The organism is Curtobacterium sp. BRD11, assembly GCF_031844345.1.
Classification (GTDB): Bacteria; Actinomycetota; Actinomycetes; order Actinomycetales; family Microbacteriaceae; genus Curtobacterium.
The window spans coordinates 21328-45083 of the sequence record NZ_JAUZUZ010000007.1 but is presented as its reverse complement, the minus strand read 5'-3'; the positions used below and the strand labels follow the sequence as shown (position 1 = coordinate 45083).

Sequence of the window (23756 nt, the reverse complement as noted above, 5' to 3'; positions counted from 1 at the left end):
TCAGCGCGGGAAGCCCGGCGGCCGCGCCCCGGCGACGGCCGCCGCACCGTCGAGCAGTGCTGCCCGCGCCCGCAGTGCCCGCACGTCGCGCTCCCGCCGCACGGCGACGACGCCCGCGAGGAACACCTCGGGGTGGACGTCCGGCACCGGGGAGGCGTGCTCCGCGACCGCCGCCGCGAGCATCCGCGCGGCGGTCTCGCGCGCTTCCGGCCGTAGGTCGCCGGCCGACCGGAAGAAGGCCCCGAGGCGGTCCTCGAGCCGCTGCGGCAGCGCCGACACGTCCGCCACCGCTGCCCACGGCACGAGTTCGACCGGCAGCAGGACCTCCACGTCGCGCCGACGTGCGCCGCGTTCGTGCTGCACGAAGGTGCCGGCGAGCAGGTCGCCGAGGCGTCTGGGGCGCGAGCCGAACAGCGCCACGACGAACGCGACGGAGCCCAGGGTGGACCAGAGCTCGAGCAGCCCGACCAGTGCGCGGGTGAAGGCGTGCCGGAACCCGATCGCGCCTCCGTCGACCCGCACCACCCGGGTCCCGGCGGCGTACCGTCCGACGCTCTTGCCCCGCGTGACGGTCTCGATCCCGGCCGGGACGAGCACGAGCACCGTCACCGCGGCCCCGATGCCGAGGGGCAGCAGCCACACGGTGTCGGCGCCGGGCGGCCACACCCTCGCGAGCCCGAACAGCAGCATGGCGAGCAGCGCCACGAGGCAGACCCCGTCGAGCAGCGCCGCCGCGAGTCGCAGCACGATGCCGGCCGGCTGCACGTCGAGCGCGACGGCCTCGCCGACGACGAGCTCGTCGGCGGTCTCGTCGAGCGTCCCGCCGAAGCGGGCGTCGGACAGGTCGCGTGGCACGCGCGTCTTCCCCATGGGATCATTCTGTCGTGAGCGGGTCCCCTCGGGGGCCCGGTGTGCGCGATCGGGGGAGGCACGTGGACCTGGAGGCCTACAGCGCGGTGCACGGCGACCGCTGGGACGAGGTCGACCGGCTCGCCCGCGCCCGACACGGGTCGGGCGCGGACGCGGACCGGCTGGTCAGCGGCTACCAGGAGGTCGCGACCGACCTCGCGCGGGTCCGCGGCGTCGCGCCCGGCTCCGCGGTGGGGGACCGCCTGTCCCGCACCGTGTTCCGCGCACGACTGCGCTTCACGGGCACGCCGGTCGACCCCCTGACCGCCGTCACGACGTTCTTCGCGCGGCACCTCCCGGCGGCGCTGTACCGCATCCGCTGGGTCACGGTCTGGGTCGCGGCGGCAACGGTCGCGATCACGGCGATCGTGGCCGTGTGGATCGCGTCGACCCCGGGAGCGGTCACGACGTTCGGCACGCCGGAGGCCCTGCGGCAGTACGCGACGGAGGACTTCCAGGCGTACTACTCCGACCACGGCCTGGGGGCGTTCACCGCGCAGGTGTGGTCGAACAACGCCTTCATCGCGGCACGCATGGTGGCCTTCGGCATCACGGGGCTCTACGTCCCGGTGTCGATCGTGCAGAACGCGGTGAGCCTCGGCGTCTCCGCGGCGATCATGCACTCGCAGGGGCGGCTCGGCGACTTCTTCCTCTGGATCGCTCCGCACGGTCAGCTCGAGCTGTACTCGGTCTTCCTCGCCGGTGCCGCCGGCCTGATGATCTGCTGGTCGTGGATCGCCCCCGGTGCGCGCACGCGGGCGCAGGCCCTGGCGGAGGACGGTCGAGCTCTCCTCACGGTCGCGGTCGGTCTCGCGCTCACCCTGCTCCTCTCCGGGCTGGTCGAGGGCGTGGTGACCCGCCAGGACTGGCCGTGGCCGGTGAAGATCGGGATCGGCACGGTCGCACTGGCCGCGGTGCTCTGGTACCAGTGGGTGGTCGGCGGCCGTGCGTTCCGCGCGGGTGAGCGCGGTGACGTCGAGGAGTTCGAGCGCGGCGCGACGGCGCTCACCGCGGGCTGAGCCGAGGGCTGCGCCGTGGGTCGTGCGCCCGCCGCCCGCGGCTCAGAGCCGGCCGGCCGCCTTCGCGCGGATGTACGCGTCGGCGACGGCCGGTGGCACGGCCCCGGGCCCACCGCGCACGACCTCGGCGCCGGCCCGGCGTGCGACGTCCGCGACGCCGTCCGCGTCGAGCAGGGTCCGTTCCGCGGCCGCTCGTCGGTAGACGTCGCGCTCGGCACCGGACCCGGCCAGGAGGCGCGACACCCGTCCGTCCCGCTGCTCCGGCGTCCCGTGACCGGCTTCGGCGACCCCGCTCGCCATCCGCTCGACGGCCGGGTCCGCGATGCTCGTGACGACGACGGCGTGCCGTCGCGCGAGCCGGGGGAGCACCGCGAGCAGGTCGGCCGAGGCGCCGACGGAGTCCAGGCTCGACAGGAGCACGACGAACGAACGTGAGGTCGTCACGGCGTCGACGGCTGCCGGGACCGCCGACCAGGCCGTCGCCGCGAGGCCCGGCTCGGCGAGTGCGAGCCGTTCGCCGAAGCGTCGCACCACGTCGGTCCGCGTCGCACCGTGCACCCGGTCGCGGACGGTGTCGTCGAGCACGACCAGCTCGACCCGGTCGCCGGCAGCCGTCGCGAGCGCGCCGAGCAGCAGCGCGGACTCGATGAACGTGTCGAGCCGCGGCTCGTCGTCGACGCGTCCGGCGCCGGCACGACCGGCATCGACGACGATGACGACGCGGCGGTCACGCTCCGGTCGCCACGTCCGGACGACCAGGTCCTGCCGCCGGGCGGTCGCGCGCCAGTCGATCGACCGCACGTCGTCGCCGCGCACGTAGTCGCGCAGGGAGTCGAACTCCGTCCCGTGACCCCGCAGTTGCAGGGTGGTCTCACCGTCGAGTTCGCGGAGCCGGGCGAGCCGGGAGGGCAGGTGCCGACGCGACCGGAAGGGCGGCGTGACCACCAGCGAACCGGGCGCGTCCAGGACGGCCTGCCGGGCGGCGAGGCCGAGCGGGCCGAAGGACCGGACGGCGACCCCGGCGCTGGTGCGACGGCCGCGACGGAAGGGCGTGAAGCGCACCCGGGCGGTCCGGCGTTCCCCGGCGGGCACCGTCGAGCGGATCCGGTGCGGCCCGTGGCCGGCGGAGGGCTCCCACATGTCCCGGACGACCGCGCGCAGCGGCCGACGTCCGTCGTTCGCCAGGACGAGCGTGCCGTCGGCGGTGCTGCCGCGTCGGACCAGCTGCGGCATCCGTCGCTCGACGCGGACCGAGCCCGGATCGGCGGCGAGCAGGACGTCGAGCCCGGCGGCGAGCACCACGACGGCCGCCCACGCCACGCCGCCCCAGGCGCTGCCGAGCAGCACCGTGGGGACGATCGCGACCGCCAGGAGCGCGACGAAGCGACCGGAGACGGCCACTAGAAGGGCACCCGGACCTGCTCGACGACCTGCTGCAGCACCCCGTCCGCCCCGACGCCCTCGAGCTCGGCGTCCGCGGCCACGCGCAGACGGTGCCGCCAGACCGGCAGGAGCATCGCCTGCACGTGGTCCGGCGTGATCGCGTCGTAGCCGGTGAGCCACGCCCACGCCTTCGCGGCGGCGAGGAGCGCCGTCGCACCGCGGGGGCTCACGCCGATGCGGACGGACGGCGCCTGCCGGGTGGCGCGGGCGAGGTCGACCACGTACGCCAGGACGTCGTCGCGCGCCCCCACCGCGCGGACGGCCCGCTGCGCCGCGAGGACCTCGTCGACGCCGAGCACCGGCCGGACCCCGGCGGACCGGACGTCCCGCGGGACGAAGCCGTCCGCGTGCCGACGGAGCACCTGCCACTCGACGTCCCGGGGCGGCACGTCGAGCGTGAGCTTCATCAGGAAGCGGTCGAGCTGCGCCTCCGGCAGCGTGTAGGTCCCCTCGAACTCGATGGGGTTCATCGTCGCGGCGACGAAGAACGGGTCGGGCAGCGGCCGCGCGGCGCCGTCCACGCTGACCTGGCGTTCCTCCATCGCCTCGAGCAGTGCGGACTGCGTCTTCGGCGGCGTGCGGTTCACCTCGTCGGCGAGCAGCACGTTCGTGAAGACCGGGCCCTCGCGGAACGGGAAGGTGCCGGTCGACGCGTCGAACACGAGCGAGCCCGTGACGTCCCCGGGCATCAGGTCCGGGGTGAACTGGATGCGCTTCGTGTCGAGCGACATGGCCGCTGCGAGGCTGCGCACCAGCAGCGTCTTCGCGACGCCGGGGACGCCCTCGAGCAGGACGTGGCCCTGCGCGAGGATGCCGACGATCATCCCGGACACGGCGCCCTCCTGGCCGACGACGGCCTTGCCCACCTCGGCGCGGAGCCGGCCGAAGGCGTCCCGGAGCGCGTCGGTGCCGCCGGTCGGGCGTGCCGTGGCGTCCGGTTCCGTGGCGGGCCGCGTCCTGGTGGTGGACGCAGCGTCGTTCCGGGTCGTGCCGTTCGGTTCCTGGGCGGGTGACGGATCGGTCACGGTCGTGCTCCTCGTCGGTTGCGGTGGGGCGTTCGGGGGGTGGAGGTCTGCGGGACGGGGGCGCCGGTCGCCGCGCGGACGGCACGCTCGAGCTCGTCGAGGGCCGCTGCGCCGTCGCGGAGCGCACGGTCGTCGGTCGTCGGGCCGCCCACCAGGACGGCGCCGACGGCGGGGTCGGGACGACCGGTCGCGCGGGCCGCGGCACGGACGACCTCGTCGACGTGCGCACCGCGGGGGAGCCCGAGGCGGTGCCCGACCCGTCGGAGCGCTGCGAGCCGCAGGGTGTCCAGCGCGTGCGTGCGGTCCCGGGTCCTGGCGTAGAGGCGTGCGCGCCCCTCGGTGGTCTCGGAGGCGCGGACGACCACGGGCATCCGTTCCACGACGAGCGGCCCGAGCCGGCGACCGCGCCAGACACCGGCCGCGACCGCGACGAGGCCGAGCAGCAGCAGGGCGCCGGGCACCCACGACGGTGCGAGCGAGCCGATCGTCGGCGCGGCGTCGGCCGACGTCCGGGTCGGCGTGTACCAGACGAGCCGGTCACCGGAACCGAGCAGGTCGAGTGCGAAGGCGGCGTTGCCCGCGGTCGTGATCGTGTCGTTCCGCAGCGCCCCCGTCGTGCCGACCAGGGTGACGTCGCCGCCGGGCGTGGCGGTCCGGACGATGCCGGCGACGCGGTCGTCCCCGCTGCCGGTCGTGGCGCAGAGGTCGGTGCCGGACGGGACGGGGCCGTCCGACGGCGGGCGGTAGCCCTGGCCGCTCGTGGTGATGCGCTCGGCGGCGGCGACGGCCGGGACGGCGCACCCGGTGGTCGCGACGGTGTCGTCCCCGAGCACGGGGCCGGCGGCGACCACGTCGAGGCCCAGGGCGTCGAGTGCGGCCTGGTCCGTGGTGACCAGGACGACGTGCTCGGCCGAGCGACCGAGTCGGCGGGCGACCCCGGCGTCGAGGGCGCCGGCGGAGTCGTCGACCAGGATCGTCGCACCGCGGAGTGCGTCGCCGTCGAGGCCGTCCACGCGGTCGACCACGTCGACCCGGGTGCCCTGCTGTTCGAGCACCCGGACGAGCGCCCGCGCACCGCTCGCCGTCGTCGAGGTCGGGTCGAGCGGCTCGCGGGACGGGTCGGTGGAGGACTGCACCGCCGCGGTGAGCCCGGCGAGCAGCAGGCCGACGAGCACGATGACGACCCAGAAGGCGACACGACCGAGCCTGCCCGGGGCGCGGGAGACGCGGGTCGCGGTCGCGGCGGCGCTCACGTCGACACCGCCGGTGCGACCGCGGGTCGGGCACCGCGGACCGTCGCCTCGGTGTCGATGACCGAGCGTGCCGTGGCCTCGTCGGCCTCGGTGCCGAGGTACCGGACGTCGTCGAACGCGCGCGCTGCCCGGTCGATCCGGTCCGCGTGGTCGGGGAACCACGGTGCCGCGCGGCCGGCGACGGCCCGTGCCGTGGCGCCGGGGACCTCGCGCACGAGGTCGCGTTCGGCGAGTCCGCGCGCGACGGCGCGGTACCCGTCGAGGACCGCGGCGGACCAGTCGCCCGCGCGCAGGGCGGAGCGGGCGGCGCCGCCGAGCTCGCGGGCGGACCGGACGTCGTCGGCGTCGAAGACGCTCCCGTCGTCGGACCGCGCGGTGCGGGCCCGGCGACGGGGGAGACCGCGGGCGACGACCACGAGCACGACGACCGCCACGAGCACGACGACCGCGATCCAGAGCACGGACTGCCCGAGGACGGGGGAGTCCAGCCCGCCGCCCGGGCGGAAGGACCCGAGCCACTCGAGCACGTGGCGCGAGGCCCGGTCCCACCAGGTCGCGCGTGCACCGTCGTAGTCGGCTCGCTCGAGCTCGCGTTCGAGCAGTCGACGTGCCTCGTCCGGACCGAGCGTCACGAGCCGCCCGGCCACGGTTGCCCCGGCCACTGCTGCGACGGCTGCTGTGGGCCGGGCCAATGCTGCGTGGGCTGCTGCGGGCCGGGCCACTGCTGCGTCGACGGCTGACCCGGCCAGGGCTGTCCGGGGCCCTGCTGTCCGGGCCAGGGCTGTCCGGGGCCCTGCTGTCCGGGCCCCTGCTGACCGGGCCACGGCGGGCGGGCGACGGCGGGCGCCGGTGCGAACGGGTCCGACGGCTCCCCGGTGTCCAGGTGCGCGGCGATCCGCTGGTCGAGCGCCTCGGTGCGGATGCGGCGGTCGAGGGCGAGGAAGGTCAGGACCGAGGCGCTGAGCACGTCGGTGACGCACTGCACGGCGATGGACAGCAGCGCACCGAGCACGATGGCCACGACGGCCCCGACGCCCACACCGGCGGCCGCGCCCGTCTGCCCGAGCGGGTCGAAGGCGCCGATGGCCAGGACCGTGCCGAACGTGAGCGGGATCGACGCGATCGACCCCGCGATCCCGAATGCGACCTGGACGAGCAGGACGATGCCGAAGGTGCGCCAGAACGCCCCGCGGGTGAGTCGCCACGACTGCGCCGCTGCCGAGAAGACGCCCCGGCCCTCGAGGGCGATCGTGGGGACGGTGAACGCGAACCTCGTCGCCAGCCAGGCGACCACGACGAGTGCGCCGAGGGCGAGCAGGAAGAACGCGCCGATGAAGCCGCCGATGCCGGAGCGACCCGCGACCAGACCGGCCGCGATGCCGACCACGAGTCCGCCGAACACCGCGCCGAGGACCAGGCCCGCGGCGAGCTGCAGCAGGATCCACGCGAGGACCGGCCACCGCCGACCGGCGAGGAGCGCCCAGAGGCCGCGGAAGCTCGCGCGGCGCCCGAGCACGCGCTGCCCGGTGTCCGCCGCGACCGGCGCGACGAGGAAGGCCCGGCCCAGGTAGGCCAGGAAGGGCAGCCCGACCGAGAGCACGAGGAAGAGGGTCACGGACCCGGCGACGACGTCCCCCGCGCCGCTCCCGCCGGCCTCGACCGCCGACGACATGCGCGCCTGCAGCGACTGCTGCCCGAAGGTGCTCGCCAGCGTCGCGAGGAGCCCGAGCACACCGCTGAGCAGCAGGCTCCAGAGGAGCAGGACGCGCGCGTTCCGCCGGAACACCGTGAACGCCCCCGCGAGCACGTCGCCCAGGCCGAGCGGACGGAGCGGGACGACCGGGCGCTGCGCCGGCGGTCGCTGCGGACCGGGACCGGGACGCCCGGGGCCGGCGTGCTGCTGCCAGCCCTGCTGGGCCGGCCACGGCTGCTGCCCCGACCACCCGGCGGACGACGGCTGCCCTGCGGGGTGGGACGGGCCTCCCGTCCGGTCCTCGCCCCCACCGGATCCCGGAACCTGCCAGTCGGCCATCGCCGCCCCCTCGTCGTGCTCGTGTCGCGCAGCGGAACGCACGACCGTGCACCCATACTGTCGCAAGATCCCGGTGCGACGGGTGCTCGGCTATCGTGACTGTGGGTGCCGGCTCTCGGCACCGCCGCCCGTCCCACGGAGTCCATGCACATGACACCGCGCATCCTCGTCGTCGACGACGACCAGGCCCTCGCCGAGATGATCGGCATCGTCCTCCGTTCCGAGGGGTACGACCCGGAGTTCAGCGCCGACGGCAACGACGCCGTCGAGACGTTCCACAGCACGAAGCCCGACCTCGTGCTGCTCGACGTCATGCTGCCGGGGATCGACGGCATCGAGGTCTGCAAGCGGATCCGCGCGGACAGCGGCACCCCGATCATCATGCTGACGGCGAAGGGCGACACCGCCGACGTCGTCGCCGGCCTCGAGAACGGTGCCGACGACTACGTCGTCAAGCCGTTCAACCCGAAGGAGCTCGTCGCGCGCATCAAGACGCGGCTGCGGCCGACGGCGGGGGACGCGTCGGTGCTGCACGCGGGCGACCTGACCGTCGACGTCGCCGCGCACGAGGTCCGTCGCGGCGACACGGTGATCGCGCTCACCCCGCTCGAGTTCGACCTGCTCCGCGCGCTCGCCGAGAAGCCGAACCAGGTCTTCACCCGCGAGATGCTCCTCGACCAGGTCTGGGGCTACCACTACAAGGCGGACACCCGGCTCGTGAACGTCCACGTGCAGCGGCTCCGCGCGAAGATCGAGCACGACCCGGACAACCCGAAGATCGTCACCACCGTCCGCGGTGTCGGCTACCGGGCCGGAGGAGCCTGAGCACCGTGCCGTCGGCGTCGTCCGGTACCGCGGCGGGCGGGGGCGCACCGCGGGCCGGCCGCGGGTTCCCCGGTCGCGCCGCCCGTGTGCGGCGTCGGCTCCGCCGCTGGCTCCGTCGCGGGTGGTACGCGGTCGCCTGGCTGTGGCGCCGGTCGCTCATGGTGCGCAGCGTCGCGATCACCGTCGCGACGACCGGCCTCGCGGTCGCAGTCATCGGCACCGCGGTCATGATCAGCATCTCGAACAACGTCTACGCGCAGCGCCGCGACCAGATCGAGTCCGAGTCGGCCCGGGCGACGATCGTCGCGCAGGGCATCTTCGACGCGGCGACCGCGGCCGAGGACAACAACCAGACCGAGCTGGAGACCCTGCAGAGCGAGGCGCAGCAGGCGATCCTCTCGAACACGACGAGCCCGGGCGGCACGAGCATCGCCATCGAGCGGACGCCCGGCCAGTCGACGCCCCAGACCCTGCAGAACCTCGCGAGCCAGGGCTTCCCGGACGCCGTGATCACCGACGCCCTGCGCCGCGAGGTCGGGAAGGACACCGGGCGACTGAGCCTGCAGCCCGTGCAGCTCGACGACGGCGGCCGCCGCGAGCCGGGCCTGGCCGTCGGGTCCGTCCTGCAGGTCCCGAGCGCCGGACAGTACGAGCTCTACATCGTGTACGACCTGTCCGACGCGCAGCAGACCCTCGACTTCGTGTCACAGACGCTGTCGGTCGGCGGCGTCGCACTCATCGTCCTCATCGCGCTCGTCACCTCGCTCGTGGTGCGGCTCGTCGTCGTGCCGATCCGCGGTGCCGCCGAGACGAGTCGCAAGATCGCCGCCGGCCGGCTCGACGAGCGCATCCCGGTCCGGGGTCACGACGACATCGCGATCCTCGCGCGCAGCTTCAACGACATGGCCGACGCGGTCAGCCGGCAGATCACCCAGCTCGCCGAGCTCTCCCGCGTGCAGCAGCGCTTCGTGTCCGACGTCTCCCACGAGCTCCGCACGCCGTTGACCACGATCCGGCTCGCGGGCGACATGCTCTACGACTCGCGGCACGCCTTCGAGCCGTCGGTGAGCCGGTCCGCCGAGCTCCTGCACGCACAGGTCGAGCGCTTCGAGCTGCTGCTGGCCGACCTGCTCGAGATCTCCCGCTACGACGCCCAGGCGGTGCAGCTCGACACCGAACCCGTCGTGCCCGCCGCGCTCGCCGCCGACATCGTCGAGGAGTTCCGCCCGCTCGCCGACCGTGCCGGCGTCGACCTGCAGCTCGTCACCCCCGGCGGCCACACCACGATGCAGCTCGACGCGAAGCGCATCCGGCGGATCCTGCGGAACCTGGTCGGCAACGCGGTCGAGCACGGCGACGCGAAGCCCGTCCAGGTCGTCGTCGACAGCGACTCCCGGTCCGTGGCGATCGCGGTCTGTGACCAGGGCGTCGGGATGCCACCGGAGGACGCAGCGCGGGTGTTCGACCGCTTCTGGCGCGCCGACCCGAGCCGCAAGCGCACCATCGGCGGCACCGGCCTCGGTCTCGCGATCTCCCTCGGGGACGCGAACCTGCACGGCGGTCGGATCGACGTGTGGTCGCGCCCCGGCGAGGGCTCGACGTTCGTGCTGACCCTGCCGCGTGGCGAGTCGCTCGGCACCGCGACCTCCGCCATCCCGCTGCCCGAACTCGACGAGACCTACGACGGCCCCCGCGCCGTCCGGGGGGAGGACTGATGCGCGCACGACTCCGGACCCTGGTGGTGGTGACGCTCGCGGCGCTCTCCGTGGTCGCCCTCTCGGCGTGCGCGGCGATCCCGACGGGTGGCGGCGTGCGTACCGGGCAGTCGGTGAAGGACGAGGCGATATCCGGCTTCGAGCTCCGCCCGGACCGACCGGTCGCCGGCATGGACCAGACCGCGATCCTGCGCGGCTTCGTCGCCGCCGGCACCGGCGCGCAGGACGACTACGGCACCGCCCGCGAGTTCCTCGCCACGGGGTTCGCCGAGAAGTGGAACCCGCGCCGCGGCGTCACCGTCCTGCAGGGCAGCGGCGCGATCGAGCGGGTCGCCGACCGCGAGCTCACCTACACGCTGACCGCCAGTGCGACCGTCGACGCCGACGGCGAGTACACCCAGGCGGTCCGGCCGACGACGTCGACCCTGACGTTCCAGTTCGTCCGCGAGGACGGGGAGTGGCGGATCGCCTACGCCCCGGACGGGATCATCCTCACGCCGGTGAGCTTCGAGTCGCAGTTCCAGCAGCACGCGCTCTACTTCTTCGACCCGACGTACCGCTACCTGGTGCCCGACGAACGGTGGTTCCTCGCCCGGTCGTCCACGAGCACCCGCATCGCCAGTGCGCTGCTGGCCGGGCCGTCCGACTGGCTCAAGGGCGCCGTCGTGTCGGCCTTCCCGGAGGGGACGCAGCTCTCGCTCAACGCGGTCACGATCGAGAACGGCTCCGCGCTCGTCGACCTGTCGCGCGACGCCCTCGGTTCGAGCGGCGAGGACAAGGCGCGCATGCGCGAGCAGCTGACCCGCTCGCTCGCGTCGGTCGCCTCGGTGTCGTCCGTCTCGATCACCATCGAGGGGGCGACCTTCGCCGAGCCGGAGCAGCAGGACGCGACGGCGCGTCTCAACCCCGACGTCGACCCGCGACCGCTCGTCGACCGCGACGACGAGGTCGGGTACGCGACGACCAACGGTCGGATCGCGGCCCTCGGCGGCGACGCGAGCACGACGATCGCCTCCCTCGACCCGGAGTCGTTCTCGCTCTCCACGTCCGGCACGGTCGCCGCGGTGGGCAACGCCAGCGGCGTGGTCGTGGTCCGCGGTCGGGACGCGCTCCGCATCGACGCGACCGACGGACTGGTCCCGCCGACGCTCGACGACCTCGGCTTCGTCTGGGTCGGCAGCGGTGACGACACGAGCCGGGTGACGGCGTACGGGCTGGGTGGCGACCCGCACGAGGTCGCCACGACGCTGCCACGCGGTCGGCTCGTCTCGTTCCAGGTCTCCCGCGACTCCACACGGGCGCTCGCCCTCATCGAGACGGGCGACGGGCCCGCCCTGTACGTGATGGCGATCGTCCGCGGCAGCGACCGCACGCCGACGAGCCTCGGCTCGCCGGTGCGCGTGCAGGCGACCACGGGTGACGCCGTCGGTGCGGCCTGGGTGAACGACAGCGACGTCGTGTCGGTCGGGCAGACGGAGGCCGGCCCCGAGGTCGTCCGGTCGACGGTCGGTGGCCAGTCGACGACGTTGCCGAAGCCGGACGGGACGGCGTCCTCGGTGGCGGGCGGCAGCGGCGCATCGGTCCTGCTGCGCATGGCGGACGGCACGGTCCTGCAGTCCACCGGCGGCCGCTGGGACACCACGGGGGTCACCGCGGACGTGCTCGGTACCCAGCGCTGACGCGGCACGCGCCGCCCCTGCGGGGCGGCCGACCCTGCGCGGGCCGCAGGGTCGGCCCTGCACCGACGGTGCGACCGTCCCTGCACCGACGGTGCGACCGTCCCTGCACACGCGGCGCGGCCGTTCCTGCACACGCGGCGCGGCCTGGAGGCTCGTCCACCGTCCGCCGCGACGGCCCACCTCGGCGGTGTGCCGGGCGCCACGATCGACCTGTGTCCAGGACCGAACCGCGCCGCCGGCGCACCCGCGCTGCCGGCGCCCCTCCCACCGCCCCTGCCACCGCACCTCCCACCGACCCGTCCGCCTGGTCGGACGCCGTCGCCGCGGTGCTCGGACTCGTGCTCCCCGTGGCCTGCGTCGGGTGCGGTGCGCCGGACCGCGCGGTCTGCCGGCCCTGCCGTGACGCACTCGACGTCGAGCCGCAGCGACGCCGACTGGTCGCGGGTGTCCGACTCGACGCGGCCTTCGCTTACCAGGACACCGTGCGGGCCCTCGTCCTCGAGCTGAAGCTCCGTGGCCGGACGGACCTCGTGCCGGTGCTCGCGCCACGGTTCTGCGCGCTCGTCGACCGGGCGCTGGCCGACGTCCCGGGAGCGCTGCTCGTCCGCGTGCCGCCGTCGCGTGCCGGGGCGCGGCGGCGGGGGTTCGACCCGGTCGTCCTGCTGCTGCGCCGCGCGGGTGCTGCGCGTGGGCGGGCCCGTCGCGCGCCGCGCCGGGCGCTCCGGCGAGTCCGGGGGCGGGTCCGCGCGGACCGGCCCGGCTCCCGGGCCACGAAGCGCGTCGCGCACGGCCAGAAGGAGCGGACGGCACTCGAACGGGTCGAGGCGACGGTGGGCACGCTCCGTGCGGCGCACGTCGCGGGTCGGGACGTCGTGGTGGTCGACGACGTGGTCACGACCGGCGTCACCATGGCCGAGGCGGTCCGCGCGGTCCGTGCGGCCGGGGGTCGCGTGGTGCGGTGCGTCGCGCTCGCCGAGGTCGAGGAGTGACCGCTCGGGCCGCACCAGGACGGTTCGTGCACCGGCCCCGCGGGTGCGGCGGCTGGTCGGCCGGGTGGACGCCGGGTGGACGCCCGACGACGCCTGAGCGTCGGGTGGGTGTCCGGCGCGACCCGCCGGCGGGTGGTGACGCCGTTCGAGCCGGGGGTCTAGCCTCGCGGCAAGGCGTTCGGGATCGCCGGATGGAGGCGACGCGCCGAAGTACGGATGGGAGCCGCCACATGGACGTGACGATCACGGGCCGGAACGTCGGGGTCACCGATCGATTCCGCACCTACGTGGAACAGAAGTCCGAGAAGATCGACGTGCTCGCCGACCGCGCCCTCGCCTTCGAGGTGCGCCTCAGCCGCCACAACGAGAAGGCCGGCGGCGCCCAGGGCGAGGACCGCGTCGAACTCACCCTGATCGGACCCGGGCCCCTCGTGCGGGCCGAGTCCGCCGCCTCGGACAAGTACGCGGCGTTCGACCTCGCCTTCGCGCGCATCACCGAGCGCCTGCGTCGGGCACGTGACCGCCGCAAGGTGCACCGCGGTCGCCACCGCCCGACCTCCGTGGCCGAGGCCGCCGGCACCGGGTTCGAGCACATGGATGTGACGCCGGCCGACGGACGGCTCATCGAGACCGTCGCGACCGGTGCCGTCCCCGTGGTCGAGGAGTCGCACGACGAGGACGTCGAGCCGTACTCGCCCGTGGTCATCCGGCAGAAGGTCTTCACCGAGGCCCCGATGACCCTCGACGACGCGCTCTACCGCATGGAGCTGGTCGGGCACGACTTCTACCTCTTCGTCGACGCCGAGACCCGGCGCCCGAGCGTCGTCTACCGCCGCAAGGGCTGGGACTACGGCGTGATCGGCATCGACGACGGGAGCGCGGACGGCAGCACCGCCGACGCCGACGCCGTCGGATCAGCGGCCGTCGCGTAGCGCACCGTCGCCGTCCAGCGGGTGCGTGCGGTCCTCGTCGGACCGTGCGCACCCGCTGCCCTCGTCGGCCGTCCCTGCTCGGTGCACCGCCCGTCTCCCAGCGCAGCGCTCCGGCGGGTTGCTAGCATGACTGGCTGTTCGGATCGCGCAGGTCGCGCGCGACGACCCCGTAAGGAGCTCACGTGGCAAACGTGCTGGAGAAGGTCCTCCGCATCGGCGAAGGACGGACCCTCCGACGGCTGAAGGCGTACGCCTCGGCCATCAACGACCTCGAGGACGACTTCGCGAGCCTCACCGACGAGGAGCTCCAGGACGAGACGAAGGAGCTCCGCGAGCGGTATGCCAACGGGGAGTCCCTCGACGACCTCCTGCCGGAGGCGTTCGCCGCCGTGCGCGAGGCAGCCAAGCGCACCCTCGGCATGCGGCACTTCGACGTGCAGCTCATGGGCGGCGCGGCCCTGCACCTCGGCAACATCGCCGAGATGAAGACCGGTGAGGGCAAGACCCTCGTCGCGACGACCGCCGCCTACCTCAACGCGATCCCGTCGCGCGGCGTGCACGTCATCACGGTCAACGACTTCCTCGCGTCGTACCAGTCCGAGATCATGGGGCGCGTCTTCCGTGCGCTCGGCATGAGCACCGGCTGCATCATCGCGAACCAGTCGCCGGCCGAGCGCCGCGAGCAGTACGCGGCCGACATCACCTACGGCACGAACAACGAGTTCGGCTTCGACTACCTGCGCGACAACATGGCGTGGCAGGCCTCCGACATGGTGCAGCGCGGCCACTACTTCGCGATCGTGGACGAGGTCGACTCGATCCTCATCGACGAGGCCCGCACGCCGCTCATCATCTCGGGGCCGTCCTCGGGCGAGGCGAACCGCTGGTTCACCGAGTTCGCGTCGATCGCCACTCGCCTGATCCCGGGCGAGGACTACGAGGTCGACGAGAAGAAGCGCACGGTCGGCGTGCTCGAGCCCGGCATCGAGAAGGTCGAGGACTACCTCGGCATCGACAACCTCTACGAGTCGGCGAACACCCCGCTCATCTCCTTCCTGAACAACTCGATCAAGGCCGTGGCCCTGTTCAAGAAGGACAAGGACTACGTCGTGATGAACGGCGAGGTGCTCATCGTCGACGAGCACACCGGTCGCATCCTCATGGGCCGGCGCTACAACGAGGGCATCCACCAGGCGATCGAGGCGAAGGAGGGCGTCGAGGTCAAGGCCGAGAACCAGACCCTCGCGACCGTCACGCTGCAGAACTACTTCCGCCTGTACCAGAAGCTCTCCGGCATGACCGGTACCGCCGAGACCGAGGCGGCCGAGTTCATGTCGACCTACAAGCTCGGCGTGGTCCCCATCCCGACGAACAAGCCGATGCAGCGCATCGACCAGACCGACCTCGTCTACAAGAACGAGAAGGCGAAGTTCGAGCAGGTCGCCGTCGACATCGCCGAGCGCCACGAGAAGGGCCAGCCGGTCCTCGTGGGCACCACGAGCGTCGAGAAGTCCGAGTACCTGTCGAAGCTCCTCGCGAAGAAGGGCGTCAAGCACGAGGTCCTCAACGCGAAGAACCACGCCCGCGAGGCCGCGATCGTCGCGCAGGCCGGTCGACTCGGAGCCGTCACGGTCGCCACGAACATGGCCGGCCGCGGTACCGACATCATGCTCGGCGGCAACTCCGAGTTCCTGGCCGTGCAGGAGATGCACGCCAAGGGCCTGTCCCCGACGGAGACGCCGGAGGAGTACGAGGCCGCCTGGGACGACGTCTTCGCCCGCGTCAAGGCCGAGATCAAGGAAGAGGCCGACAAGGTCCGCGACGCCGGCGGGCTGTACGTCCTCGGTACGGAGCGCCACGAGTCGCGCCGCATCGACAACCAGCTCCGAGGTCGTTCCGGTCGTCAGGGCGACCCGGGCGAGAGCCGCTTCTACCTGTCGCTGACCGACGACCTGATGCGCCTGTTCAACTCCGGTGCGGCCGAGAGCCTGATGGGCCGCTCGAACGTGCCGGACGACATGGCGATCGAGAACAAGCTGGTCAGCCGGGCGATCCGGTCCGCCCAGGCGCAGGTCGAGGGCCGCAACGCGGAGATCCGCAAGAACGTCCTGAAGTACGACGACGTCCTGAACCGCCAGCGCGAGGCGATCTACAGCGACCGTCGTCACATCCTCGAGGGCGACGACATCAACGACCGTGCGCAGTCGTTCCTCAAGGCCGTGATCGACGACGTCATCGACACGCACACCGGCGAGGGCTCCCCGGACGACTGGGACCTCGACGCGATGTGGACCGAGCTCGGCACGCTGTACCCGATCTCGATCTCCATCGACGAGGTCATCACCGAGGCCGGTTCGAAGGGCAAGGCGACGCGCGAGTTCCTGGCACGCGAGATCCTGTCCGACGCCAAGCTCGCGTACCAGCAGCGTGAGGAGCTCCTCGGTGACGAGGCCATGCGCGAGCTCGAGCGCCGCGTCGTCCTCTCGGTGATCGACCGTCGTTGGCGTGACCACCTGTACGAGATGGACTACCTCAAGGACGGCATCGGCCTCCGCGCGATGGCACAGCGCGACCCGCTGGTCGAGTACCAGCGCGAGGGCTACGCGCTCTTCCAGAGCATGATGGGCCAGATCCGCGAGGAGTCGGTCGGGTACCTGTTCAACCTCGAGGTCCAGGTGCAGTCGGACGGCGACAACGCGGTCATCGAGGCGAAGGGGCTCGGGGAGTCCGAGGCCACCGGGCTCGAGTACTCGGCGCCGTCGATCGACGGCGAGGTCGAGGTGCGCGACGAGCGCGGACGCCTGGAGCAGGCCGCCACCGCTCGCGCGCAGCGCGCGCAGGCCGAGGCCGAGGCAGAGGCCGCCGGCCCGGAGCAGGGGTCGGCGTTCGGCAACGCGGCGACCGCCTCCGGTCAGGCCGCCGCGGGGAACCGCGCGGAGCGTCGTCAGGCCGCCAAGAAGGGCTGACGCTCCACGACGACGGACGGGAGGTGCGGTGCCGGACGGCACCGCACCTCCCGTCCGTCGTGTCCCCGGTGCGGGATCAGAGCACCCCGATCGCGGTCGCTCGCCAACGCCCCTGCCGCAGCTCGAGCCGGAGCGCGACGGCACGCGCGTGGCTGCGCGTATGCACCACCACGGCTGCCTCCGCGACGCCGGGCGCCGGCTCGCAGACCCGGACGCTCCCGACCTGCAGGATCGGGCGGGCGCGGGACCGTCTCCCGATCGACCGCGCCCGAGCGCCGAGGGCGGCACGGTGCAGCAGGTGCCGCTGCACGTCCTCGGTGATCCAGCGCGCGATGCTGTCGACCTCGCGCCCACCGGTCAGGACCTCGACGACGCACAGCCCGAGCGCCCGCGCCGTGTCGGCGACGTCCGGTGTCGCCGTCGTGGTCGGGATCTCGGACGACGTCCCGGTCTCTGCGCCCTCCGCGCCGCCGGGGTGGTCCCTGCCCGCCGCCACGAGCTCCCGGTGCTCGGACTCGCTCCTCGGTGTCGTCCCGGTCACCGGGGCGAGCGTCCGCGGTACCGGTCCGCTCTGGTCGTCCGCCGTGATCGGACGCGCTTCTCCTGCCGCCATGTCCCCTCCGGTCCCGAGCGTACGGACGAATGGCGCATGTGAAATACCGATGGCATCGTGCTTGTGGACGGGCGTCGTTCTCCACAGACGGGCGCACCTAGACTTGCCGGGTGTCGACCCTCAGTGATCTCGTCCTCGCGCAAGGCCGGTCCTCGGAAGCGGACGTGGAGTGGCTCCACCTGCTCGTGGGGGACTGGCAGCTCCTCGCCGACCTCTCCTTCGCGGACATGGTGCTGTGGGTGCCGACCGCCGTCGACGGCTCGTTCATGGCCGTGGCACACGCGCGTCCGAGCTCGGCGGCGACCCTGTTCTACCGCGACATCGTCGGACAGGAGATGCGTGAGGAGTGGCGCGACCAGGTCACCCAGTGCTTCGCGAGTGCCACGGTCGTCGACTCGGCCGAGCCCGACTGGTACGAGGACACGCCGACCCGGGTCCGTGCGATCCCCGTGCTCCGCCGGCTGACGACGAACAGCACCGAGACGACCGACCGTCCGATCGCGGTGGTCACCCGGCACTCGAACCAGGACGAGATGCGGACGCCGAGCCGCCAGGAGCTGAACTTCACCGCGAGCGCGAACGACCTGTTCGGCATGATCGCGACCGGTGACTTCCCCGACCTCGGGGCGCCGGCTGGTCCGCGCCGCGGCGCGCCCCGCGCGAGCGACGGTCTGCTCCGCCTCGACACGAACGGCACCGTGACCTTCGCGAGCCCGAACGGCCTCAGTGCGTTCAACCGCATGGGCTTCGAGGGGGAGCTCGAGCGGAAGTCCCTCGCCGAGGTGACCACCGAGCTCATCGGCTCGAAGCTCGACGTGGACGAGTCCCTCCCGCTCGTCGTGACCGGTCGTGCGCCGTGGCGCGCCGACGTCGAGGCGAAGGGCGTGACGGTGTCACTCCGGTCGATCCCGCTGCGTGACCACGGGGAGCGCATCGGCGCCATCGTGCTCTGCCGCGACGTCACCGAGCTGCGGCACCAGGAGCGTGAGCTCATCACCAAGGACGCGACGATCCGCGAGATCCACCACCGGGTGAAGAACAACCTGCAGACGGTCGCGTCGCTGCTGCGGATCCAGGCCCGACGGACCCACTCCGACGAGGCCCGCACGTCACTGCAGAACGCGATGCGCCGTGTCGCCGCGATCGCCGTCGTACACGACACCCTGTCGACCGGTCTCAGCCAGAACGTCGACTTCGACGAGGTGTTCGACTCGGTGCTCAAGCTCGTGACCGAGGTCGCCGCGTCGCACAACACCACCGTCCGCCCGAAGAAGACCGGCGAGTTCGGCGTGCTGCCCTCCGAGGCCGCGACGCCTCTCGCGCTCGGGCTCACCGAGCTCGTCACGAACGCCGTCGAGCACGGGCTCGACGGGCGCGACGGCGAGGTCGAGATCGTCGCGAACCGCGCCGACGACCACCTCGACATCGAGGTCCGTGACAACGGTGTGGGCCTGCCCGAGGGCAAGGTCGGCTCGGGTCTCGGCACGCAGATCGTCCGCACGCTCATCCAGGGCGAGCTCGGCGGCACGATCGACTGGCACACGCTCACCGGCAGCGGGACCGAGGTCACGATCACGATCCCGTTCCGCTGGCTGACGGCCGCCGGCGCCGCCTAGGCCGACGCGTCGCGGGCGTGTTCGTGTGGCGTCCGTTGCCCGTGCACAACCGGAAGCACCTCGCGCCGCGGGTATCCGTGGTGCGAGGTGCTTCCGGTTGTGCGGCCGTCCCACGGCAACGGCGGGCGACGGCGGTCGTCCTGCGGGCGACCCCGGGCGGCACCGCACGCCTGCGACGCCCGCGCGCACGACGACGCCCGTCGCTCCCGGGGGAGCGACGGGCGTCGTGGTGTCAGGAGCGCTGCGTCAGGAGGCGCGGCGGGCACGGGCAGCGCGGCGCTTCAGCGCACGACGCTCGTCCTCGCTCAGGCCGCCCCAGACACCGGAGTCCTGGTTGTTCTCGAGGGCGTACTGCAGGCACATCTCGGTCACGGTGCACCGCGCGCACACCGACTTCGCCTTCTCGATCTGGTCGACGGCCGGTCCGGTGTTCCCAACGGGGAAGAAGAGCTCGGGGTCCGCGGTGAGGCAGGCTGCCTGGTCACGCCAGTCCATGTGTGGTGCTCCTTGATGTCGATGCTCGAACGGCAGGCCGGGGCCGCGGCTCGGGGATCGGAACGCTGGCATGCACAGGGCACGAGGGGAACCTGTGGGGGAGGCTTCCGCTGGGAGCGAGTCTGACGCCCGCTGGACGCTCGGGGGAGAAGCGTCGAACCGCGGGAGACGCACACCACATCGTGCCGTCCAAACGACCTCGAATATCGTTCCATACTGGGATGACCAAATCAAGGGTCCCGATGCTGGAGGCTTGCTGTGCCCGACACCACCCCGACCGCTCCGGACCACGTCCCGGGCCGCCCGCCGGCCGTCACGACCCTGCTCGTCGTGGTGGGGCTCGAGGCCCTCGCGCTCGTCGTCACGACCGTCGTGCTGCTCGTGGAGTCGATCGTCGCCCCGTCGTCGAGCATCGCCTCGGCCGTCGCGCTCACCCTGCTCTGCGCGGTCGCCGCGCTGTGGCTGGTCTCGCTGGTCGTCGGGCTGCGCAACCGTCGGGCGTGGGTGCGCGCCGGCATCCTCGTGTGGCAGGTGATGCAGGGCGCCCTGGCCATCGGTGCGTTCCAGGGCGTGTTCCGGGTCGCCTGGGTCGGCTGGGCCCTCCTGATCCCCGCGCTGCTCGGGCTCACCCTGGTGCTCTCGCGTGCCGTGACGGGGTGGCTCGTCCCACGCGACGCTCGCGACGAGTAGCCGCGACCCCGGGACGGACGAGAGCGCGCCCCGCTCAGCGGGACGTGTCGACGCACGGGAGGCGCGCTGCCAGCTGGCAGCGCGCCTCCCGTCCGTGACGTGGCCGGGTCTCAGACCAGGCCGAGCTTCTTCCGCAGGCTCGCCACGTGCCCGGTCGCCTTCACGTTGTAGAGCGGCAGCTGCACGACGCCGTCCTCGTCGACGACGACCGTCGACCGGATCGTGCCGGTGACGATCTTCCCGTAGTTGTTCTTCTCGCCCCACGCGGCGTACGCCCGGTGCACCGCCAGGTCCGGGTCGCTGAGGAGCGGGAAGGTCAGCGCCTGCTCGTGCTGGAAGGTCTTGAGCTTCGCGGGCTCGTCCTTCGAGATGCCCAGGACCTCGTAGCCGGCTGCCTGCAGTGACGACATGTTGTCGCGGAAGTCGCAGGCCTCGGTCGTGCAGCCGGGGGTCGACGCCGCCGGGTAGAAGTACACGATCACCTTGCGACCCCGCAGGTCCGCGAGGCTGTGCTGCGCGCCGTCCTGGTCCGGGAGGGTGAAGTCGGGGGCGGTGTCGCCGGCTGCGAGACGGTCGGTCATGGTGCTCCTGTTCGGTCGCGGCGCCCGAGTGGTCGTGGGCACGCGAAAGTCATGCTAATGTTGTTTCCCGTTGCAGCACGGAAGTGCGAGAGCGACAGACAACTGAACACCATGCGCCTCTAGCTCAATTGGCAGAGCAACTGACTCTTAATCAGTGGGTTCTCGGTTCAAGTCCGAGGGGGCGCACCGCAAGGCCCGGTCGGATCACTCCGACCGGGCCTTCTTCGTTCCCCGGGACGGTCCGGTCGGTGGCCCCGGAGGGCGACACGCGCGGACTGCAGTCGGGGCGCAGATCCGCGACCAGGATCTCGGACGTGCTCTCGAGTCCGCTCCGGGGCGGCCTCAGGTGGTCGGGAGGTCGACCACGCGCGTCCCGCCGACGAGGGGTGCGAGGGCACCGCCCGTCGCCGCCGCGAGCTCGGCACCCAGGACGTCGAGCGCGTCCTCGGGGACCCAGAGCGTGAACCCGACGGTGCTGCCGTAGGTCGGTGGGTCGAAGGTCGCTCCGTGCTGCTGCACCCACTGCCGCAGCACGTTGTCGATGCGGCCGGCGTCCGCGTGGGGCGCGGTGACGTCGACGCGGGTCAGCTCGACGCGCTGCAGCGTCGTGGCGCGGTCCAGCGTCTCGGACACCGAGGTCGAGTACGCGCGGACGAGTCCGCCCGCACCGAGCTTCACCCCACCGAAGTACCGGGTCACGACGGCGACCACGTCGGTCAGGTCGCGGCGACGCAGGACCTCGAGCATGGGGACCCCGGCGGTCCCGGACGGCTCCCCGTCGTCGGAGGACCGTGCCTGGTCGCCGAGCACCCCCGTGACCATCGCGGAGCAGTTGTGCCGGGCGTCCCAGTACCGGCGGCGGACCTCGGCGACGGCGCGCTCCGCGTCCTCGACCCCGCTGACGGGGACGACCGTGGTGACGAACCGCGACCTCGTGACGACGATCTCGTGCTCGACGGTGCCGGCGATGGTCGACGGGAAGTGGCGGGGCACGTGCTCGAGGGTAGCCGCGCGCCGTCGGCGGCCCGCGCTACCATGGCGTGCACAGCCGACGACTGGGGAGGAGTCCGATCGACATGACGACCGTGGATCCCAGGGGCGGCGCGCTCGACGCTGCCGAGCTCGCTCGTCGACTCAACCTGTTGCTCGACTTCGAGGAGTCGCAGCGCGGCGCTCCCGTGCCCTTCGCGGCGATCGAGGAGTACGTCGCGGCGCAGGGCGGTTCGCTCTCCCGCGCCAAGTGGACGTACATGCTCTCCGGCGACGGCCGACGCAACCGGGACACCGACCTCCTGCGCCTGCTCGCCGGGTTCTTCGAGGTCGACGAACGCTTCCTGCTCGAGGACAGTGCCGTGCCCGAACGGATCGGCGCCCAGATCGCGCTCGTCCGTGCGCTGCGGTCGGCACGGGTGAGCGGCTTCGCCGCGCGGACGTTCCCGGGGGAGCTCTCACCCGAGGCCCTGCGGCGCATCGCCCAGGTGCTCGAGGAGGAGTCGGCACGAGGGGGTGTGGCGTGACGGACCCCTCGGTCGAGGCCTTCTGGGCCCGCGGGGCAGCCGAGGGTTGGTCGGACATCGACCAGGCCGTCGCCGCTGCCGCCGACCACGTCGGCAAGCCGGTCGTCGTGCGCGAGGAGTCGTTCCTCAGCGCCGAGCCGGTCTGCGGGTTCGTGGCGACGCTCGAGCACCAGCACCTCGTGATGATCTCCCCGACGAACTCGGCGACGTTCCGGTCGTTCGTCATCGGTCACGAGCTCGGGCACGTGCTGCACCGGCACTCGGAGCACGCGGCACAGTCGGCCTACGTGCGCGACGTGATCCCGGACGTCCCCGAGTACAAGGTGGAGCGAGCACTCGCGCGCGGGCTGTTCTCGAACACCTACGAGCACGAGGCCGAGCTCTTCGCCGACCGCCTCGCCGCCCTCATCCGGTCGAACCGAGGTCGTCCGAGCGCCTTCCGCGGGGTCTTCGGGTGATCGTCTCCGTCACGATGGCGGTGGTCCTCGTCGTCGGGACGGTGGTGCTGTTCCGACTGCAGCGGGGGCAGGACCGGACGCTCGCGGTGACGTTCCTGCTGTTCACCGCGACGATCGTCACGAACGTCGATCCGCTGTACCGCTGGCTCGACCCGCTCGTCGGTGGCCGCAACGTCGTCACGGTCGTCAGCGACTGCCTGATGATCGCCGGGACGAGCACGCTCCTCTGGGGCGTCGCGAAGGCCGTCGGCGCAGCGTGGCGGTGGCTGCGGACCGCCATCATCGTCACGTTCGTGGTCGTCGTGGTGGTGGTCGTGGCGGCGTTCCTCGCGCTCGACCAGCCGCCGACCACGACGACGTTCATGCTCGTCGCGGGGCACCAGCCCGCCGCGGCCGTCTACTCGATCGCGCAGACGACCTACCTCGGCACCGCGGTCGGCGCCACCGGTGTGATCTGCATCATGCGCCTGCGGGAGGCCCGGACGGCGGCGGACCTGGTCGGGCTGTGGGTGATCGTGCTCGGCGGGGTCCTCGGTGTCGTGCGGATGGTCGTCGTCGCCGTGATGGACGTCGCACACGTGGTCGGTCGCCTCGACGTCACCCGCGCGCTCACCCCGCCGTACGACGTCACGACGCCCGGCGCGGTGCTCTGCATGGCCTCGGGGATGCTGCTGCTGGTCATCGGCCACCAGCTCTCCCGTCGACGCCGTGCGCGCCGCCTGGACGCCGCCCTGGCCGCCCTCGAGCCGCTGCACGCCCGCATCGGTACCGACAACGCCTACCCGGCGACCGAGGACACCGCGACGCGGCTCAGCCGGACCATCGTGGAGATCAACGACGGTGCCCGCCGCTCGCGCCGACCGCTGGACGCCGACGAGCGCATCGTGCTCGCCGAGGCGGAGTCTGCGCTCGACGAAGCGCTCGCGCCTGCTCGCGACTCCGTCTGAGTCCTGCTCGTCTGCATCGGTCGGATCACGTTCCCGAGCAGCGCTCGACGTT

At 72.9% G+C, this 23756-nt stretch carries 22 protein-coding genes and 1 tRNA gene; 13 read left to right on the top strand and 10 right to left on the bottom strand.

The genetic code is table 11. From position 1 onward, the window contains the following. Positions 1–870 carry an RDD family protein gene (locus tag Q9R28_RS14560; protein ID WP_311206436.1) on the bottom strand — a complete coding sequence of 290 codons (870 nt, stop codon included), beginning with the start codon at positions 868–870 and terminating at the stop codon, positions 1–3. A 62-nt stretch (positions 871–932) separates the two neighbouring features. Here Q9R28_RS14560 and Q9R28_RS14555 point away from each other — a divergent pair, with 62 nt between their 5' ends. Beyond that, on the top strand, positions 933–1928 hold the full coding sequence (locus tag Q9R28_RS14555; protein WP_311206435.1) for a stage II sporulation protein M: 996 nt from the start codon (positions 933–935) through the stop codon (positions 1926–1928). Between the two features lie 42 nt (positions 1929–1970). Here Q9R28_RS14555 and Q9R28_RS14550 read toward each other — a convergent pair whose 3' ends face one another. The 5 genes from Q9R28_RS14550 to Q9R28_RS14530 are packed head-to-tail and all read right to left on the bottom strand — an operon-like array spanning position 1971 to position 7681. Continuing rightward, positions 1971–3329, bottom strand: a complete 1359-nt coding sequence (locus tag Q9R28_RS14550) for a DUF58 domain-containing protein (protein ID WP_311206434.1) — start codon at positions 3327–3329, stop codon at positions 1971–1973. Further along, positions 3329–4396, bottom strand: coding sequence for an AAA family ATPase (locus Q9R28_RS14545; protein ID WP_396137169.1), 1068 nt, complete (start codon positions 4394–4396; stop codon positions 3329–3331). The genes Q9R28_RS14550 and Q9R28_RS14545 overlap by 1 nt, the downstream gene beginning before the upstream one ends. After that, the gene (locus Q9R28_RS14540) at positions 4393–5649 is read right to left on the bottom strand and encodes a DUF4350 domain-containing protein (protein WP_311206433.1); all 1257 of its coding nucleotides are present in this window, start codon (positions 5647–5649) and stop codon (positions 4393–4395) included. The genes Q9R28_RS14545 and Q9R28_RS14540 overlap by 4 nt, the downstream gene beginning before the upstream one ends. Beyond that, positions 5646–6311: a DUF4129 domain-containing protein gene (locus tag Q9R28_RS14535; protein ID WP_311206432.1), complete on the bottom strand. Its 666-nt coding sequence runs from the start codon at positions 6309–6311 to the stop codon at positions 5646–5648. The genes Q9R28_RS14540 and Q9R28_RS14535 overlap by 4 nt, the downstream gene beginning before the upstream one ends. Beyond that, positions 6278–7681, bottom strand: a complete 1404-nt coding sequence (locus Q9R28_RS14530; RefSeq protein ID WP_311206431.1) for a glycerophosphoryl diester phosphodiesterase membrane domain-containing protein — start codon at positions 7679–7681, stop codon at positions 6278–6280. Before Q9R28_RS14530 ends, Q9R28_RS14535 begins: the two co-directional genes overlap by 34 nt. 150 nt (positions 7682–7831) lie before the next feature. On the opposite strand from Q9R28_RS14530, the gene mtrA reads away from it, so the two are divergent. From mtrA to secA, 6 genes are all read left to right on the top strand, one after another. Next, positions 7832–8506, top strand: coding sequence for an MtrAB system response regulator MtrA (gene mtrA / locus Q9R28_RS14525; protein WP_066658387.1), 675 nt, complete (start codon positions 7832–7834; stop codon positions 8504–8506). A gap of 5 nt (positions 8507–8511) precedes the next feature. Then, a complete protein-coding gene (mtrB, locus tag Q9R28_RS14520) occupies positions 8512–10221 on the top strand; it encodes an MtrAB system histidine kinase MtrB (protein ID WP_311206430.1) in 1710 nt (569 codons plus the stop codon). Further along, positions 10221–11900: an LpqB family beta-propeller domain-containing protein gene (locus Q9R28_RS14515; protein ID WP_311206429.1), complete on the top strand. Its 1680-nt coding sequence runs from the start codon at positions 10221–10223 to the stop codon at positions 11898–11900. Before mtrB ends, Q9R28_RS14515 begins: the two co-directional genes overlap by 1 nt. Positions 11901–12112: 212 nt before the next feature. Further along, a complete protein-coding gene (locus Q9R28_RS14510) occupies positions 12113–12889 on the top strand; it encodes a phosphoribosyltransferase family protein (protein ID WP_311206428.1) in 777 nt (258 codons plus the stop codon). 230 nt (positions 12890–13119) lie between these two features. Next, complete coding sequence (gene hpf, locus Q9R28_RS14505) at positions 13120–13821, top strand: ribosome hibernation-promoting factor, HPF/YfiA family (RefSeq protein WP_209685224.1); 702 nt, start codon at positions 13120–13122, stop codon at positions 13819–13821. A 182-nt stretch (positions 13822–14003) separates the two neighbouring features. Then, positions 14004–16787 carry a preprotein translocase subunit SecA gene (secA, locus tag Q9R28_RS14500; protein ID WP_209685226.1) on the top strand — a complete coding sequence of 928 codons (2784 nt, stop codon included), beginning with the start codon at positions 14004–14006 and terminating at the stop codon, positions 16785–16787. Positions 16788–16863: 76 nt separating this feature from the next. Here secA and Q9R28_RS14495 read toward each other — a convergent pair whose 3' ends face one another. After that, positions 16864–17328 (bottom strand): Rv3235 family protein, encoded by a 465-nt coding sequence (locus Q9R28_RS14495; protein ID WP_311206427.1) that lies wholly within the window; start codon positions 17326–17328, stop codon positions 16864–16866. 182 nt (positions 17329–17510) lie between these two features. On the opposite strand from Q9R28_RS14495, the gene Q9R28_RS14490 reads away from it, so the two are divergent. Beyond that, positions 17511–19016 carry a sensor histidine kinase gene (locus tag Q9R28_RS14490; RefSeq protein WP_209685230.1) on the top strand — a complete coding sequence of 502 codons (1506 nt, stop codon included), beginning with the start codon at positions 17511–17513 and terminating at the stop codon, positions 19014–19016. Positions 19017–19262: 246 nt separating this feature from the next. On the opposite strand, the gene Q9R28_RS14485 is transcribed toward Q9R28_RS14490, so the two are convergent. Then, complete coding sequence (locus Q9R28_RS14485; protein ID WP_022904217.1) at positions 19263–19511, bottom strand: WhiB family transcriptional regulator; 249 nt, start codon at positions 19509–19511, stop codon at positions 19263–19265. 258 nt (positions 19512–19769) lie between these two features. Between Q9R28_RS14485 and Q9R28_RS14480 the strand changes: the two genes are divergently transcribed. Continuing rightward, the gene (locus tag Q9R28_RS14480; RefSeq protein WP_066654959.1) at positions 19770–20201 is read left to right on the top strand and encodes a hypothetical protein; all 432 of its coding nucleotides are present in this window, start codon (positions 19770–19772) and stop codon (positions 20199–20201) included. Positions 20202–20311: 110 nt separating this feature from the next. On the opposite strand, the gene bcp is transcribed toward Q9R28_RS14480, so the two are convergent. Next, entirely contained in the window at positions 20312–20782 is a 471-nt protein-coding gene (gene bcp / locus Q9R28_RS14475; protein ID WP_066654958.1) for a thioredoxin-dependent thiol peroxidase, read from the bottom strand. Between the two features lie 113 nt (positions 20783–20895). Here bcp and Q9R28_RS14470 point away from each other — a divergent pair. Then, positions 20896–20968: transfer RNA gene (locus Q9R28_RS14470), tRNA-Lys, on the top strand. Positions 20969–21124: 156 nt separating this feature from the next. Here Q9R28_RS14470 and Q9R28_RS14465 read toward each other — a convergent pair. Then, positions 21125–21775 (bottom strand): YigZ family protein, encoded by a 651-nt coding sequence (locus Q9R28_RS14465; RefSeq protein ID WP_066654956.1) that lies wholly within the window; start codon positions 21773–21775, stop codon positions 21125–21127. Positions 21776–21858: 83 nt separating this feature from the next. On the opposite strand from Q9R28_RS14465, the gene Q9R28_RS14460 reads away from it, so the two are divergent. From Q9R28_RS14460 to Q9R28_RS14450, 3 genes are read left to right on the top strand one after another with little or no spacing between them, the layout of a single operon-like run. Next, on the top strand, positions 21859–22299 hold the full coding sequence (locus Q9R28_RS14460) for a hypothetical protein (RefSeq protein WP_066654954.1): 441 nt from the start codon (positions 21859–21861) through the stop codon (positions 22297–22299). Continuing rightward, positions 22296–22757 (top strand): ImmA/IrrE family metallo-endopeptidase, encoded by a 462-nt coding sequence (locus Q9R28_RS14455; RefSeq protein ID WP_066654952.1) that lies wholly within the window; start codon positions 22296–22298, stop codon positions 22755–22757. Before Q9R28_RS14460 ends, Q9R28_RS14455 begins: the two co-directional genes overlap by 4 nt. After that, positions 22754–23704, top strand: a complete 951-nt coding sequence (locus Q9R28_RS14450; protein WP_251155575.1) for a hypothetical protein — start codon at positions 22754–22756, stop codon at positions 23702–23704. Before Q9R28_RS14455 ends, Q9R28_RS14450 begins: the two co-directional genes overlap by 4 nt. Positions 23705–23756 lie beyond the last annotated feature (52 nt).

Coding starts and splice junctions, on each gene's coding strand:
- Q9R28_RS14560 (WP_311206436.1), bottom strand. CDS start 870: ATGGGGAAGACGCGCGTGCCACGCGACCTGTCCGACGCCCGCTTCGGC.
- Q9R28_RS14530 (WP_311206431.1), bottom strand. CDS start 7,681: ATGGCCGACTGGCAGGTTCCGGGATCCGGTGGGGGCGAGGACCGGACG.
- mtrA (WP_066658387.1), top strand. CDS start 7,832: ATGACACCGCGCATCCTCGTCGTCGACGACGACCAGGCCCTCGCCGAG.
- Q9R28_RS14515 (WP_311206429.1), top strand. CDS start 10,221: ATGCGCGCACGACTCCGGACCCTGGTGGTGGTGACGCTCGCGGCGCTC.
- hpf (WP_209685224.1), top strand. CDS start 13,120: ATGGACGTGACGATCACGGGCCGGAACGTCGGGGTCACCGATCGATTC.
- Q9R28_RS14485 (WP_022904217.1), bottom strand. CDS start 19,511: ATGGACTGGCGTGACCAGGCAGCCTGCCTCACCGCGGACCCCGAGCTC.
- bcp (WP_066654958.1), bottom strand. CDS start 20,782: ATGACCGACCGTCTCGCAGCCGGCGACACCGCCCCCGACTTCACCCTC.
- Q9R28_RS14460 (WP_066654954.1), top strand. CDS start 21,859: ATGACGACCGTGGATCCCAGGGGCGGCGCGCTCGACGCTGCCGAGCTC.